Source organism: Hungatella sp. SB206 (assembly GCF_051132295.1).
Classification (GTDB): domain Bacteria; phylum Bacillota; class Clostridia; order Lachnospirales; family Lachnospiraceae; genus Hungatella; species Hungatella effluvii.
The window spans coordinates 347,074-361,271 of sequence record NZ_CP096603.1; the positions used below are offsets into that span (position 1 = coordinate 347,074).

22 protein-coding genes are annotated in these 14,198 nt (G+C 52.3%); all 22 read left to right on the forward strand.

Annotated features, from left to right (window positions below; all coding sequences use genetic code 11):
• Positions 1–8: 8 nt before the first annotated feature.
• The 22 genes from M1L66_RS01585 (at position 9) to M1L66_RS01690 (ending at position 14,172) form a co-directional block, all read left to right on the forward strand.
• On the forward strand, positions 9–1,151 hold the full coding sequence (locus tag M1L66_RS01585) for a hypothetical protein (protein ID WP_117566502.1): 1,143 nt from the start codon (positions 9–11) through the stop codon (positions 1,149–1,151).
• Between the two features lie 31 nt (positions 1,152–1,182).
• Positions 1,183–2,262 (forward strand): ankyrin repeat domain-containing protein, encoded by a 1,080-nt coding sequence (locus M1L66_RS01590; protein WP_117471932.1) that lies wholly within the window; start codon positions 1,183–1,185, stop codon positions 2,260–2,262.
• 84 nt (positions 2,263–2,346) lie between these two features.
• Positions 2,347–2,850, forward strand: coding sequence for a DUF2004 domain-containing protein (locus M1L66_RS01595; RefSeq protein WP_117471930.1), 504 nt, complete (start codon positions 2,347–2,349; stop codon positions 2,848–2,850).
• Positions 2,840–3,439 carry a hypothetical protein gene (locus tag M1L66_RS01600; protein ID WP_434690446.1) on the forward strand — a complete coding sequence of 200 codons (600 nt, stop codon included), beginning with the start codon at positions 2,840–2,842 and terminating at the stop codon, positions 3,437–3,439. Before M1L66_RS01595 ends, M1L66_RS01600 begins: the two co-directional genes overlap by 11 nt.
• Positions 3,440–3,461: 22 nt before the next feature.
• On the forward strand, positions 3,462–4,016 hold the full coding sequence (locus M1L66_RS01605) for an SUKH-3 domain-containing protein (protein ID WP_117471926.1): 555 nt from the start codon (positions 3,462–3,464) through the stop codon (positions 4,014–4,016).
• 23 nt (positions 4,017–4,039) lie between these two features.
• Positions 4,040–4,888, forward strand: a complete 849-nt coding sequence (locus tag M1L66_RS01610) for a YwqG family protein (protein ID WP_279019862.1) — start codon at positions 4,040–4,042, stop codon at positions 4,886–4,888.
• Positions 4,889–4,892: 4 nt separating this feature from the next.
• Positions 4,893–5,888: a DKNYY domain-containing protein gene (locus M1L66_RS01615; protein ID WP_117471924.1), complete on the forward strand. Its 996-nt coding sequence runs from the start codon at positions 4,893–4,895 to the stop codon at positions 5,886–5,888.
• 25 nt (positions 5,889–5,913) lie between these two features.
• A complete protein-coding gene (locus tag M1L66_RS01620) occupies positions 5,914–6,453 on the forward strand; it encodes a hypothetical protein (RefSeq protein ID WP_117566501.1) in 540 nt (179 codons plus the stop codon).
• 16 nt (positions 6,454–6,469) lie between these two features.
• Positions 6,470–6,796 carry a DUF5713 family protein gene (locus tag M1L66_RS01625; protein ID WP_117471920.1) on the forward strand — a complete coding sequence of 109 codons (327 nt, stop codon included), beginning with the start codon at positions 6,470–6,472 and terminating at the stop codon, positions 6,794–6,796.
• Positions 6,797–6,801: 5 nt separating this feature from the next.
• Positions 6,802–7,149: a DUF6572 domain-containing protein gene (locus M1L66_RS01630; RefSeq protein WP_117471918.1), complete on the forward strand. Its 348-nt coding sequence runs from the start codon at positions 6,802–6,804 to the stop codon at positions 7,147–7,149.
• 36 nt (positions 7,150–7,185) lie between these two features.
• Positions 7,186–7,917 carry a DUF4241 domain-containing protein gene (locus tag M1L66_RS01635; protein WP_330593489.1) on the forward strand — a complete coding sequence of 244 codons (732 nt, stop codon included), beginning with the start codon at positions 7,186–7,188 and terminating at the stop codon, positions 7,915–7,917.
• 11 nt (positions 7,918–7,928) lie between these two features.
• Entirely contained in the window at positions 7,929–8,888 is a 960-nt protein-coding gene (locus M1L66_RS01640) for an NTF2 fold immunity protein (protein ID WP_117471914.1), read from the forward strand.
• A gap of 8 nt (positions 8,889–8,896) precedes the next feature.
• Complete coding sequence (locus M1L66_RS01645; RefSeq protein ID WP_117471912.1) at positions 8,897–9,133, forward strand: hypothetical protein; 237 nt, start codon at positions 8,897–8,899, stop codon at positions 9,131–9,133.
• 17 nt (positions 9,134–9,150) lie between these two features.
• Positions 9,151–9,741 (forward strand): hypothetical protein, encoded by a 591-nt coding sequence (locus M1L66_RS01650; protein WP_117471910.1) that lies wholly within the window; start codon positions 9,151–9,153, stop codon positions 9,739–9,741.
• 11 nt (positions 9,742–9,752) lie between these two features.
• A complete protein-coding gene (locus M1L66_RS01655; RefSeq protein WP_181968291.1) occupies positions 9,753–9,998 on the forward strand; it encodes a hypothetical protein in 246 nt (81 codons plus the stop codon).
• A gap of 10 nt (positions 9,999–10,008) precedes the next feature.
• A complete protein-coding gene (locus tag M1L66_RS01660) occupies positions 10,009–10,452 on the forward strand; it encodes an Imm51 family immunity protein (protein WP_117471906.1) in 444 nt (147 codons plus the stop codon).
• Entirely contained in the window at positions 10,442–10,771 is a 330-nt protein-coding gene (locus M1L66_RS01665; RefSeq protein ID WP_412248277.1) for a hypothetical protein, read from the forward strand. The genes M1L66_RS01660 and M1L66_RS01665 overlap by 11 nt, the downstream gene beginning before the upstream one ends.
• Before the next feature lie 18 nt (positions 10,772–10,789).
• Positions 10,790–11,086, forward strand: coding sequence for a DUF6881 domain-containing protein (locus tag M1L66_RS01670; protein WP_117471902.1), 297 nt, complete (start codon positions 10,790–10,792; stop codon positions 11,084–11,086).
• Positions 11,087–11,102: 16 nt separating this feature from the next.
• Positions 11,103–11,789, forward strand: a complete 687-nt coding sequence (locus M1L66_RS01675) for a hypothetical protein (RefSeq protein WP_242990539.1) — start codon at positions 11,103–11,105, stop codon at positions 11,787–11,789.
• A 14-nt stretch (positions 11,790–11,803) separates the two neighbouring features.
• The gene (locus M1L66_RS01680; protein ID WP_117471900.1) at positions 11,804–12,214 is read left to right on the forward strand and encodes a DUF6966 domain-containing protein; all 411 of its coding nucleotides are present in this window, start codon (positions 11,804–11,806) and stop codon (positions 12,212–12,214) included.
• Positions 12,215–12,222: 8 nt separating this feature from the next.
• Positions 12,223–12,522 carry a hypothetical protein gene (locus M1L66_RS01685; RefSeq protein ID WP_242990538.1) on the forward strand — a complete coding sequence of 100 codons (300 nt, stop codon included), beginning with the start codon at positions 12,223–12,225 and terminating at the stop codon, positions 12,520–12,522.
• Between the two features lie 9 nt (positions 12,523–12,531).
• Positions 12,532–14,172, forward strand: coding sequence for a hypothetical protein (locus tag M1L66_RS01690; RefSeq protein WP_181968290.1), 1,641 nt, complete (start codon positions 12,532–12,534; stop codon positions 14,170–14,172).
• Positions 14,173–14,198: the final 26 nt, after the last annotated feature.

The following is a 14,198-nucleotide window of genomic DNA, read 5'->3' on the forward strand; positions in this document are numbered from 1 at the left end:
GAAAACGAATGATGACTTTGGAACAACTGCCTCCCAAGGGCGTAAAGCGAGAACAGGCCATTTTGGAGCTGGGCAAGGATGAAGCAAACGGCGAACTGCTGTTCCAGCTTGTGAATACAGAAAAGGGCAAGTGCAAAACGGCTGCTCAGAAGGCCTTGGCGCAGCTGGAGTATGCCCCTGCTGCCCCACTGTGGGCCAAACTGGTCAAGGGCAAATGGATGGGCAGCAATATCATGTCAGATGCCTGCTCCGACTGTGTATCGGAGCAGATCGCCCCGGTTATTCTGAAGACTCTCTCCCAGCTGCTGGACGAGGGGGACACAAAGCCACTGGATATAGAACAACTGAACTTCTGTTTCCATTTGATGTTGGGGAAAGCCTCGCCTAAAATGCTGGAGGTCTACCGCTTCCTGGCGGAAAACACCCAGCGGATCGCCCAGCTGAAACGCACGCCTGTTTATTCTCGTGATGATTGTACCTCCTGGTGGATTACGGACGGGCTTCGCATTTGGGATGCCACACCCAAGGAAAAAGAGAAAATTCCCGCTGTAGTGCTGACCGCCGCCCTGATCCGCAACCCGGATGAGCGACTGCAAGCATTGGCTGATGAGCTGAATGAACGCTACGGCGGCAGCTGGCTGATGCCGGTCTTTATGAAGGCAATCATCACCCAGCCCAAGGAGCAGGTGTATGAGACCTATTCGCCCCTTCTGGATACGCCGCAAAAAGGCTATTTGTTCCATGCGCTGGGAATGCTCCATTACCGCTGTTATCCGGAAGGCTGGACCTATGAACGCCTGGGCCCGGATGGAATGATCGCTCTGATTTTTTGGGGTTATTATAGCTATGGAACCTATGACACAAGGTTTATGATTGAACGCTATGTGGATCTGGATGAGCGGTGGTTCTTTGATCTGGCTAAAGACCCAGAAGGACGCAAACCTACGGTGACATGGCAGACTTACAACCGGGGCGGTGTTCTGTATGGAAGCTACGACGAAATGTTCATCAGTCTGCTGCCCCGCAAGGTGGAAAACCCGGAACTGAAGCGCATTCTACGGGACTACTTCCGTATTCGCAGCGAAAAAGTGAGAGTGGAAGAAAGTATTACTGTTTACAAAGACGCTGCTGAGCGGTTCGGAGATGAATAATAATTGAAACAACAACGAAAGCAGGTGTCTTATGTACCAAATTGCATATATTGGCCGCTGGGAGACTCTCCCGGAAACGGCTGCCGCCATCTGTGATCATGACACTCCCAAGCTGGAGGCGCTGCTCCAAGACGGTCTGGATTTAGATGTTCCCATCCAACTCAGCGAATACATCAAGCTAATGCCATTGGAAATCGCGGTTTTTCGGAATGATGTGCCCATGATTCACTTCCTACTGGAGCATGGAGCTGATTCCGGTCTGGCAGAGGAACAGCCCTTGCTGCTCACCGCTGTCCGCTGTTGTGGGTCAGAGGTGGTGGCGCTCTTTGCTGGACAGGCCGCAAAACTCAGCCCGAAGCAGAAAGAGCGGGCCTTCCAGGAAGTGCGCTGGGGCAAGCGCCCGGAGAATATCCAGGTGCTGGAGCAAGCCGGGATCACAGTGGACAAGTTTGGCGGCGAGGCATTCCGGGCCGCTGTGTCCGAAGGCAATACCAAACTTGCCCGACTGCTTCTGGAAAAAGGGGCAGACATCAATTACCACAAGCCGGACATGGTGTTTCCGAACGCCTCCACCGCTGTCACTGAAGCTGTCCGACACAAAAATCTCCCCATGGTGCGTTGGCTCATTGAGCAAGGAGCCGACATCACCATTGCTGACAAATACGGCGACCGGCCTTACACCGTGGCGGTGCAGAACAAAAATCAGGAGCTGGCCGACTACTTAAAAGCCTTGGAACCGGAGGAATGGCACAACGAACAGGAAAAGGTCCGGCAGCTCATGCCCTATAAGCTGCCCGCCAAGCTGGTGGAATATCTAAAAACCGGCCCCCTGCGGCTGGAGTTCCAGGAGCAGGAATGGGTGAAATGGGCGGAGCTGTACGCCTACATGGATGTGCAGGAGATGACCTGGAAACGAAAAAAGCTGCTCTCCCTCATGGCGGCCATGGATAATTACAGCGACTACCTGCTGCTGTGGAGCCCCAGGGACAAAAAGCTGTGGTATCTGGACATCGAGCATGAGGAATTCCACCCTCTGGCCAAATGGGACGACTTCATCGCAGACCCAGGCCGGTATCTGAACGGGATGATCGAGGGTGAGTTTGAGGAATAAGGAGCAAACCGATGACAGAAGAAAACAGAACTTACATCACCCATCTCAAAGCTGCCTGCATTGAGGGGTAAGGAGGATACCATGATGAAACTGAATTGTAAACGCATTGATTTACCATATACGCCCGGCGAGGAGATCTTCACCTTTCCCGAGGAATCGGGACTTCCCTTTCTTTTCGATGTAGAGGAAGAACTGACTGCTGATCCTGCCGCTATGGATGCGGTGGGAGAAATGCTGGATGAGGCGGAGAAACTGGCGGAAAAGGCCAAAGCCGCTATCAAAGGGGCGCTGGCGGACGAGGACAGCTGCTACCATAGCGTTGTGACATTTTTCATGGAGTTCCACCGGGACGAGGTAGGCCCTGATATTGCGGCGGATCTTTTTCCAGGAACCGACCTGGCCAAGCTGTCCTTTACTGAGATGGTGGACTTTTTGCGGCTCAAACGGTTTGGCAGCCTGGTGGATAGCGAGATGAACCAGCAAGTTTTCATTCTGGATCTGTCCTTCAATCCGGAAATCACCGACGAACTGATGGTGGTCTACTTTGATTTGAAGAAGGAGATTTTCTGTATCACACATGAGAGCTGAGGAACGAAAAAGAGAAAAATATCTGCCCACACTTCTGATCCAGCAGATCCGCCTGCAATGGTATAAAGACTGTCGGGGCGGAAACGCCGCCGCACAACGAAACCAGTATCCCAGAGCGATGCGGCTGCCTAAAGACTTCTTCTCTTACTATTCCTTTGGCCTGCCTACACACTTTGTATCTATCTTACAGAGGCCCGATGGATTTCAGATCGATAAGGACTGTCGCAGGCTAATGGAATGGAAGCCTAATGGCACAATGCGGCTTCACCCTTTTGAACTGATTCAGCTGGAGTCCGGAATCCAGGTGCGTTACCGCTATGATTGGCATATTGGTGCGATGCCGGAGCGATATACCTATGATAAGACCGGGCAAAAACAGCCTCTCAATGAGCTGGCACTGGATTTGATTCCTGGTGATTATGGTTGGGCTGTCTGCAATGGGCGGTTCCGAGACTGGGACACCGGGATCTGGTATTATGTGCTGGACATTTTGAATGTGATGCCGCTTGCAGAACCCACCGACTCATTGACCAGTTTTATGGACAGAGAACCGAATAAGATATATACCCAGATCGACCGGCTGTGGTGACGAAAGACAGGAGGATACTACCATGACGAAAGAACGCATCCCTATCTCTGGCGATCTGGGCAGCAAGGTTAAGCAGCTGATGGAGTACGCCGGATGGTACGAAGGCCGCAGTGTGGATATTTCCATTGCGGAGAAGTATTACGCCGATCATGGCGTCCCGATGATGAAGACCACCCAACGATTTTACCGCAAGTATTTCGGCCTGTGCTGCGAGTGGTACTTGGCGCAGAAAAAGCTGAAATGGGCGGCTGACTTTGAGTTTGCTTTGTTCCCTTACCTGGTCAACGAGATCAAAAACCATTTGGAAGAAGCCTATTTCCGGGATATGTCCGGCTGTGAGCTGGCGGAAATCGAACAGGCTGCCGGTCAGAAGTGCCAGCCCATCGGTCACATCGGCTACTACTACCCGGCAGAGGTTTGGATCTCGGAGTACGGGAAACTGTATGCGAAATATGAGTATCAGGACGAGATTGAGTGCTTTCCTGATGTGTTTGCCCTGATCGAACGGGAACTGCGGCAGTGCAACTTTGATTCCGCTGCCATGAAAACAGTTGAGGCACTGGATGGAAAGGTATGACGAAACAATAAGGAGAAAATGTTATGAACATGAAAGAAAAACTGGAGTCGTTGGGCAAAAACAGCATTGTGTTGAAAATTGCTAAGAAAGAAAAATATAAGCTGGGCGCCACCCGCTTCGGTGGGAAGCCGGATGTGCCCCCGGACTTCGTTTGGCCTACTTATGAGGGCGAGAGCTATGACCATGTGGTGAAGGATCGTCCCCTCACTTTCCTGGCACAGTTCAACTTTGAGGAGCTGGCCCAGTTTGACAAAGAGCATCTTCTGCCCGATCACGGCCTGCTCTCCTTCTTCTATGAAACGGATACCCAGTGCTGGGGCTATGACCCCAAGGACAAGGGCTGCGCCCGCGTCTATTGGTTTGAGGATCTTTCGGCACTGTCCGCTGCAAACTTTCCTGTTGATATGGAGGAAGATTTCAAATTTCCTATGGTCAAGATCAAGATGGACGCAAAATACTCCTATCCTTCCTGGCAGGACTTCCATGAGGTGTTCCCGGATGAGAAGGATGACGAGGCTTTCAACGATGCATGGGAGGAACTGACCGGCGAGGACCCAGAGGACCCGGATGACCGCTCCCAGCTGCTGGGCTGGCCCTATGTGATCCAGAACAGCATGTTTGCCGAATGTGATTTGGTTAACCAAGGATACTATCTGGGCAATGGCTGGGTTAAGATTCCAAAGGAGGTTCGTCAGCGGGCGGAAGAAACGGCCCGTGACCGCTGGATGCTGCTGTTCCAGCTGGATATCGTGGAGTATGGCGACTTCGAGCTGATGTTCGGAAACTGCGGGCACATCTATTTCTACATCACCAAAGAGGACCTGGCAGCCCGCCGCTTTGATCGGATATGGCTGGTCCTCCAGTGCTACTAAAAACATGAAACAGGACTTTACTATTTGGCGCAATCAAATATTACAGAATCCGCGGGACATTTTACCGCTGAAATTCGGAATATCGCAGGATGAGGTCATAGAAATCTTCGGGAATCCTGATGCCGTTTCCACCATGAAAAGCGATGGGAAACCTTTGATCCTCAAATACCATGACATTGAACTGCATTTCGATAGAAAGGCTCCTCATGGGCTCTACTTGATTTACAGCGACGATGAGATTGAACTGAGCATCACAGCCGAGCACGAAGAAACGCTGCAACCAATCACCAACACAGAGCCGGTGGACAACGAATTTTTCCTTCGGGATGGAGCCGTCTATTTCTCTGGCCTATATGAAAACGGCTTGTTGAAGGGTGTTGCGCCCAAAGACTTCTGCTGCTGGCGTTACTGGGGCAAATCCTCTACGGCCTGCTTTCTCGGCGGGATTCGCCTGCGTGGAGCAGTCCCGGCATCGTTTCGGGTGTTAAACTATGCCTACGCGATTGACAAAGCAGCCGTCTACACCACCAGCGGGAGAATTCCAGATGTAGATCTGGCAGCCTTCCAGGTATTAGACAATGGCCAGAACGATTCAGGTGCGCCCCAGGGATATGCAAAGGACAGCCGGCAGGTCTACTTTCATAACGGGGACGGCAGGGTGAAAATCATCAAGGGCGCGGAAGTTTCCTCTTTCCGCTCGTTGGGCGATACCTATTTTGCCAGGGATGAGAAACGGATCTATGCCTACGGCAAACAGCTTCCAAAGGCAGAGCTGACTTCCTGGGAACTACTTGGGCACTGGTATTCCCGCGATGCCAAGCGGGTGTATTACCTCAACCGGGAGATCAAGGGGGCGGATCGGGACAGTTTCACAGTCTGCACTCCTATGGATGCGGCTCCGCTTGCCGATCATCTGGCCCGCGACAAAGACCATTTTTACCAGAACGATGAGATGATAGACGAAACACTGTGGCTGGAAAGGCTGCACGAGATAACCTAAAAACCGTAAACGGAGGAAAACGACAATGGACTATTTGAAAATACTGCATGAAAACCCTGATTTGGCAGAGGAATTTGATTCGCTGTTCGACTTCTTCCTGCTGGATGAGTTATCCCCGCGGGATGACGCGGAAGGCCGATGCACCTTTTCAATGCCCGGCATGGCGTTTGCCAGAGATGGCTCCGGCGGAGAATACCACCTGTTGGAAGATGGCTCCATTGGATATTACAGCAGCGAAGGTGAGGCAGGCCGTCTGGCCGAGAGCATGGACGCTCTCTTTTCCCTGATTGTGAGCTGTATCTGCTGGCACGACTGCTGTGACGCAAAGCAGTATGTAGATTCCAAAACACTGGAGGAATATGGGCAGAGACAGCGTAACACAAACTTGGAAGATATGGATAGCTTGCGGCGGGTGTCTGATGCGCTCGGTATCCCTACCGGTGAGCCGCTGGCTCCGGTTCTGGAGCGGTTCCGCAAAGCAACCCAGCGTGAGCCCGTGTATCAGTGTATATTCCACGAGGACGACGGAAGCTTGACCGAATCATACGGTTTGATGTTTGAATGAGAAAGGAGGAATCACGATGAAAACATTTGATCCGAATTATAAACTGCTGGACGAGATGTATCAGGACGATTACTATCCTGCTTTTCTGGTAGACAAGGTAAAGGACGAGCTTCAGAAGGTCATCGACCTGTTGGAAGGCGGCGAAACCGATACCGAAGTGGTGCAGGAAACGCTGGACGAGGCGGTCTGCGGCATCAATGATCTCCAGGAGGAGTTTGACGAGAACGACAGCGAGATCGAAACGGTGGCACGGGAATGTATCGCGGCAACCGTGGCCTACATTCTGGAGTGGTTTGGCATCCCCATTGACACCGAGGAGGCCATCCGGGAAAGGGATTGGTGAAAACGATGTCCATTGAAAAAATGTTTGGCGAACTGGATAAGATCGACATTCTGGCAGAAACCAAAACCGGAGAAGTTCTAATGGTTTTGGTCTGCAATGGCTTTATTGACGGCTCCCCGGAAACGCAGAAGGCCCTGCTGGACAAGATGGAGGGCTATCTGAACCACACCCAGAGCGAGGAATTTCAAAAGGAATATGGGGATCGGCCCGTAATTCTGCGTGTGACCCTTGGCCGGGAGCCGGATGAGCACATCCTGGCCCTGCTCAGCAAGTGCCCTGCTTGGGCAGAGGACTATGGCGTAGAGCTGGAAATAGAAATTGGAGGAAAACAGGTTCGCATTGTAGAGAGCTGACCGATGCTTAAACCGAATCAACAGGAGGAAACCACTATGCCGACTACCGAATGGCTAAATAAATACGAATCAATCAAGGATAAACTGGTCTGCAAAACGGACCTGGACGCTCATTTCACAGAAAAAGTGATTGGGAACATGGGCGTGAATGTGCTGGACATTGGTGCCGTCCACTTCCCTACCGGGACGATCTTCGCCTGCGATCCTCTGGTGGAGCTGGAGGATACACCGCCCTTAATCCAGACGATCCCCGCCGGGACTTATCCCGTAAAGATCTGCGTGGTGCCCAGTGAAAAATACGGCGACCGCTACGCCTGTGTCAAGGTGGAGGTCAGTCGGGAGAAGCCTGTCCGCTATGAGTTGGGTATGACGGGCAAAGAAGATCTGGACGAGGGACTGGATGAGGACGATTATTTTGGCTTTGGCGTAGACGCCGGGATGGGCTGCGTTGCGGACATCCAGACCCAGGCGGCCTTCAAGACATACTGGGCTAAGCGGCTGGAGGAAGCCCCGGACATTGACCCCTACAACGACCTGTTCTGCGACTTACTGGAGGAAAACGCCCAAGCCTACCCCAAATATCAGGGGGACTGCGGCGACTGGCTCAACTGGACAGTGCCGGACACGGACTGCAACCTGCCCATCTTCTCCTCCGGCTGGGGTGATGGTTACTATCCCGTCTACTTCGGCTACGACGCCAAGGGCGAAGTCTGCGCCGTGTATGTGCGCTTCATCGACATTGAAGCCAGCTACAAGGAGCAGGAATAAGGAGGCGCACTATGGAATTACCGAAACGGGCGCGGACAGTGAACTGGGAGAGCGGTGTCCTGACCTTAGATGGGGAAAAGCAATTTGAAGTCCCGGAGCTGACCGCAGAGATCATGGAGCAGCTGGCCGGTTACACCCTGGTGGGCTTTCATGTGAAAGGCTATCCGGTGACCGATGAACTGCTTGCCCCCTTTGCCGGGCATAAAAGCATGGCCAACTTCGGCGTGGAGGACGGTGCGCTCACCGACGCCTGCTTTCCCGTTTTTTCTGCTATGCCCAAGCTGCGCTATCTGCTGTTGGACGGCAACGCCGCCATTCACGGCAGCGGCCTGTCCTCCTTGCAAGGCTGCAAGCTGGACCTTTTGACCCTTAACCGGACCGGGCTGGATGATGCCGGTCTGCTCCAGGCGGCTTCCATCCCCAAGCTCTCCCACATCCAGATCGACCATACCGCCGTTACCTATGAGGGCCTGTTGGCCAGCGCCGGCAACAACCGCATTGAGCCGGTATCCCATGTGCAATTCACCAAGAAGCAGATGGAACACTTCTCCCAGCTCCAACGGGAAAAGGCCAAAAAGCCCGTCCAACTGGATGGGCAGGCGGCGGAAGAATGTCGCAGAATCTTGTCCGCTTTCTTTGCCGAGATGACAGAATGGGAGAAATACATGGAGCAGGCTGGGTTTGAAGATGCTGATGCTGTGCCCCGCGTGCTGGCAATTTGGGAGAAGTATGTGAGCGAAAAGCCCCGTCCGGGCTATCGACCTCTGGGCCTCTCATACAGCGCCCAGGGCACCTACAACGGGGAAGAATTCCTTGACGCAGAGCAGATTACCAAAAACAAGCTCTACATTTACACCAGAGAGAAAAACACCGGCTTTGACCGTCGTTTCCTCATGAAGCGCGTGGGCGAGGGCTGGATGATCGATGCGGTGCAGGAGCGGCTGGACGGCTGGCAGCGAACAGGATTGTGAGGCATCACATGGCTTGGGAATATGAAACCTTTGGCTCGGACGGTCAATGCAAATTGTTCGGTGTGAACATCTTTGACTACGACTGGCAACCCACTGGGAAGCGAGTAAAAGTCCAAGACCCGATCTATCACCAAAACCATACCTTCGAGGTCTGGCAGGTAGAGATTGACGGGCAGATCCACCGCTTTGCTGCTGGAGAGTTCTCCAACTGCGTATGGGGATTTTATTTAGAGAAAGACGGATGAAAGGAGTGTGTGGGCGCATGAGCCGAATTGTTGATGAACCCTACTTTACATATAGTGCCTACAGCGCCCTCGCCACCGGCATCCAGGTGAAATGCCCCAAGTGCCACGGCGCAGGTGTGGTGACAGCGGATGATGACAACGCCTATTTCCGATGCCTGAGCTGCGGTCATCAGGAAATCTGTGACTGGACGATTTACCGCTATGATGTTCATAACCAATGCAAAAACTGCGGCAGGTACTACCGAGTGGATATTGAAGATACAGCAAAACAGCACTTTTCCGTTCTCCATGTGGCCTGTCCCTATTGCGGGGCAATCATGTCGGGAGAAGTCCATAAAACAGCGGAGGCTTTCTCCTACATTGCTGATATTCAGAACGGACGAGAACCCTATTTTGGCCTGGAACTTTGGTTTTTGACCTCCTTCCAGGGTAAGCCAGTCTGGGCCCTCAACCGGGAGCACCTTGCCTATCTGATCGACTATCTCAGTGCCGATTTGCGGGAAAAGCCGCCGGGAAGAGCGAAAAAGACCCAGGCCGATCATCTTCCAACCTTTATGAAAACCGCAAAGAATCGGGAGCGGATCGTGAAGCTGCTGAAGAAAATGTAGGAGAAATGAGAATGGAACAGAAAGTAATTTACAACGGCCAAATTCTTACTCTGACTCACTTTTGGGCAACGGGAGAGCCTTGCCTGTGGATCACCGACCCACAGCAGATCGGGATGCCTAAAATGGAGTTTGTGGGAGGCCACCCGGACGAATACTGCATTTTCCTGAAAAATCTGACAGAAACAGAACTGTCACAGATCACATCTCTGGACGGTGCTCCACTGGATTTGAAAGAAGAACTAAGCGACATCGAATGAGGAGAACACTATGAAAGACCTTTGCCAATACGGAAACCGGCCAGAGGACGAATGGGAAATCTTGCCCTGGATACCTGATCTGCGCCCGCCCTTCAAAATTTGGGTGAAACCAGAGCAGATCGCGCCATTCTTTCTCATTCCCCACCACCCCTATGCGATCTCCCTTCTGCTAAAGATCAGCGACGGATTCCGGACAGAGGAATTCCGACGACTGGGACTGATCGGCAGCAGCAAGGACTGGGAACAGCTTGTCCGGGGCGTGATCCAGGAGTTCGAGGAAAGTAACAGCGGCGTGGATCTGTTTCACTTCGACTCCGACGAGGATGTGTTCTGCGTGTACTCCCAGTACATCGACGATTTGATGCTGCTGTCCAAAATGATCCGGGCGGCCTGTGATGATGTAAAAGCGATGCGGACTTATCTGGGTATAGGTGAGGTGGAACATGAAAAATAAGGAGCAGGAGTTTGCATGGCGAAAAGTAATAGAAGCCTGCATGGAGGATGTGAAAAATCACTTCGCTGACATCCAGCAGGCCATTGAGTTTGGTTGGTACATCCAGCCGGACAACTACTTTGTGTCCTACATCTTTGCCACCGACTCGCAATTAGAGACGGCGCGGCGGAGCGGCCTGACGGAACAGATCAATTCCTATCACAGAGAGCAGCTGATAAAGCGTCATTACCCCATTGAGGGAATCAAGGACTGCACCTTTGCCTCCCAGGAGGAATGTGACCGGGAATTTGGCGGGAATTGGTATTACTATTTCAAATGATACGATGAGGGTATCGAGATGATTGAATATATCAAGCTCTTTTGGGAGGACGCACCGGAGGGAGAACCATTGGTGATCCTCTATGAAGTGGATACAGGAAATGAGCGGCTGGCTCTCCGCTCCATTGACATCTTTGCGGATGGCCGCACCCGCAATATCCCTGCTCTTTACGAAGGCGCTATCGAGATCACGCCGATCCCCACCGTGGATGAACTGAACGCCCATGTCTGGGGCGAGGAATTCCACGCCTGCGTCATAGAGAAAGCGGAATTTGAGGCTATCTGGGAAAGCCGATTTTATAGCGGAGCGTTTTGAAAAGCGAGGAATGACAATGGTTGAGATCAATCGCGTCTGGATCAATGTGGATACAGACACCAACAAAATCATACTATTCGGCCGCCCCCGTGTATCCATCCGTGTGGATGAGTACATTTGGAGTTTGATCGAAGAACATATCGTGAAGCCCCATAAGCTCATGCGCAGCGAAAAGCATAGGTATCTGCTGAAAATTTCGTTTCACCGATTTGATCCGGTGCGGCACCGATATTATCCGCTTTCCCCGTACAACGGGCCGCTTCGGGAAGGCGTCAAGCCGGACAGCGCAAACGGATGGTATCCCCGTGAGGACTTTGCAGACGCTGAGGAACGCGCCACCTGGTTCTCTCCTGATAAAATCTGGACAAACTGCGGAAACAAGGTTCTGGATGTCAATATTGATGCCGCCAATGTGAGCGCGAGCATCACCACCAGAGAATATGCTGACCTGCTGTTCGATGGAATCGGGTCAGCATTGGTGTTTAATTTCAAAAGGCTCAAGCGCGAGGAGTTTGATGCGTTGAAATCCGAGATCGACTGGAGCGTGGTAGAGAGTTTTCCCTTTCCCGCACCCTTTGAAGATCAGCAATACATTGGAGATGAAGGCAAAATTCATGTGTATTCCTGGGATGGCAGACAGGAAACGACTCTTGTAGGCCCCTATTCCGTGCGGGAATTGTATCTGGAACATTTCGGAGAATAGTTAGGAGGAATCTGATGAAACAGACAGATATTTATACCGAGGCTCTGTCTTGCCTGCGCCTAATTTTGTTGGCTGATCACCCTGAATTTGAAAACTGGATCGACTGGCTGGAGCGGGATATTGAGGACTGGACCCAGCGGCGGGAGGTCGCCCACCACCTTCGGGCATACGGAGGCATGGGTTCCTTCAACGACCTACCCAGTATGCGTGGAAATCATGACTATATTTTCGGCTTTCTCAAGTCAGTGTGCTATGCCTTCGGCCACCTTTATGGCAAACGAGAAGGAGTTTCTCCGGAGGCGTTGATGGAGGAATGCGTTCGCGGCATGGAGCAGGAAGATTATTATTGCCGCAAGGAACTGAACCAAGCCATTGCCCAGCACTTGATGCAGGGCGATTTGCAGGAAAATTGGGATAAGCTGTAGGAGGATAAATGATGGTTCAAGCGTGGCGCAAGGTGGATTTTGGCACCGGAACGGTCACCTTTCTGGATGACACACAAAAAGAAGATATACTGCAAGTGGAATATCCAAACGGATTTTTGTTGGATATGGGCTGGTATCAGGACAGATATATCATTCTTGTCATTCGGGATTTTGATTGGGTGCATCCGGTCAAGCAGTATGAAACGGCAGATAGGGATCAACTTCCTGCGCTGTTGACAGAGGCGGTTCGCAGTGTAGAACGGGCATCTCAGAATGACAAAGTGGAGAAATGGTGCAAAGAATCGTGAGGTAAGCGTATGGCAAAGGACATCAGGGAGTGCCTGCTGGAGCAGGCAAGAAAATTTCATCAGTGGCAGGAAATCACTTATCCCGGAAAAACCACCGAGGAGATTGGCGGTGTGTGGGAGGTTGATTACCCTGCGTGGAATGATATATTTGATGCCTTTTGCCATGTGTTGACCCAAATGAATGTAGAAATGGCAGACAGCGTCCTGATGGATGAGATGGTCTATTTAATTGCCAGGGACAACGAAGCGGAGGGATTTATACAGGAAACCACTTCCCATCCCCAATGGTTTGAGTGCCTCTGCCGCAGGGCCTCAGCCTCCAATGAGAGTGAGGCCAAGTGGCAGTTTGCCGCCTATCTGCCGGAATGCTCATGTAGTCAGAAAGTCAGGGACATAATTCTGGATTTCGCAAAGGACCCCAATGAATATGTGAGCCGTCGGGCGCTTTTGGCGATGCCCGCTCTGCGTCCTGACTGTGTGGAACAGTTCGCTCCGCTGTTTTGGGAGCGCAACTGTTACTCTCCTGAGCTTCAGGAATACCAGCGGATCGCCGTTCTGGTCTCACTGGATGCCATCCATTCCGACCTGCTTCCACAATACTTGGAACGGGCCAAGCAGGATGGTCGGAGCTATCTGCTGGAACACGCAAAAAGGATTGAAGGAGGACTTTCCATGAACGAAAAACTATTTCGCACCCAATTCAATCAAATGGAAAACACCGAGAAGCAGGCGCTGATGGAAAGCCTGGCTGCTCGTTATGATATGACCTTTCTCGGTCTACATACCTTTGACCGTTGGGGCCAGAGCTGCACCACCGGCATCTTCGAGAAAGATGGCCGGGAGTTCGTCTTTGTCCCCGGAGATACCGTCACCCTGGGCTGGGAGCAGTTTGCCGTGGGACTGAATCAGGAGAGCCGGGAGGAATTGGACTATCTGTTCCAGGAGTGGGAGATGGAACCGCAGAACCCGGAGGAGATGATCCGGGAAAGCATGGCTCCCGTTCGGCAGGCGGCCATTGGCCCCATGCTGGTGGGCCGGGAGTTGGAGGAACTCTGCTGGGAGCCAGTCAAGATAGATGATTCCAGACTGACCGCCCATCCTGACTGGCTGAAGGAGTTCCGGGATTTTGCCTGGAGTGACAGCAGCAGTCTTACCTTGCATCAGTCGGCTCGCATAGAACGGACAGAAGATGGATTTCAGACCTGGATTTATAACCGCACAGACTACAATGCGCTTCTTGCCAGGCTGGAAAAGCAGGGGCTTTCGCTGCCCACGGTGGACGAGTGGGCCTACCTGTGTGGCGGCGGATGTCGGACCCTGTTCCCATGGGGAGATGGGTTAGACTACTCCATGCATCTGCACTGGTTTGAGGACATGGATGAGGATGAGAACCGGCCCTATGACATGGAGGAACCCAACTTCTTCGGCCTGTCCATCGCCTACGATCCCTATATGCGGGAAGTGGTGCAGGCTGATAGGCTTACCACCTGCGGCGGCGATGGCGGATGTAATATCTGCGGTGGGCTGGGCCCATTTCTCGGTTTCCTGCCCTGTTCGCCCCACTGTAAGCCGGAAGTGCAGGAGGACAATGAACTAAACGGAGATTATGACTTTTATCGGCCTATCATTCGGCTGGAGAACTATGATTGACAATAGAAGCTTGATACAAAATAAAG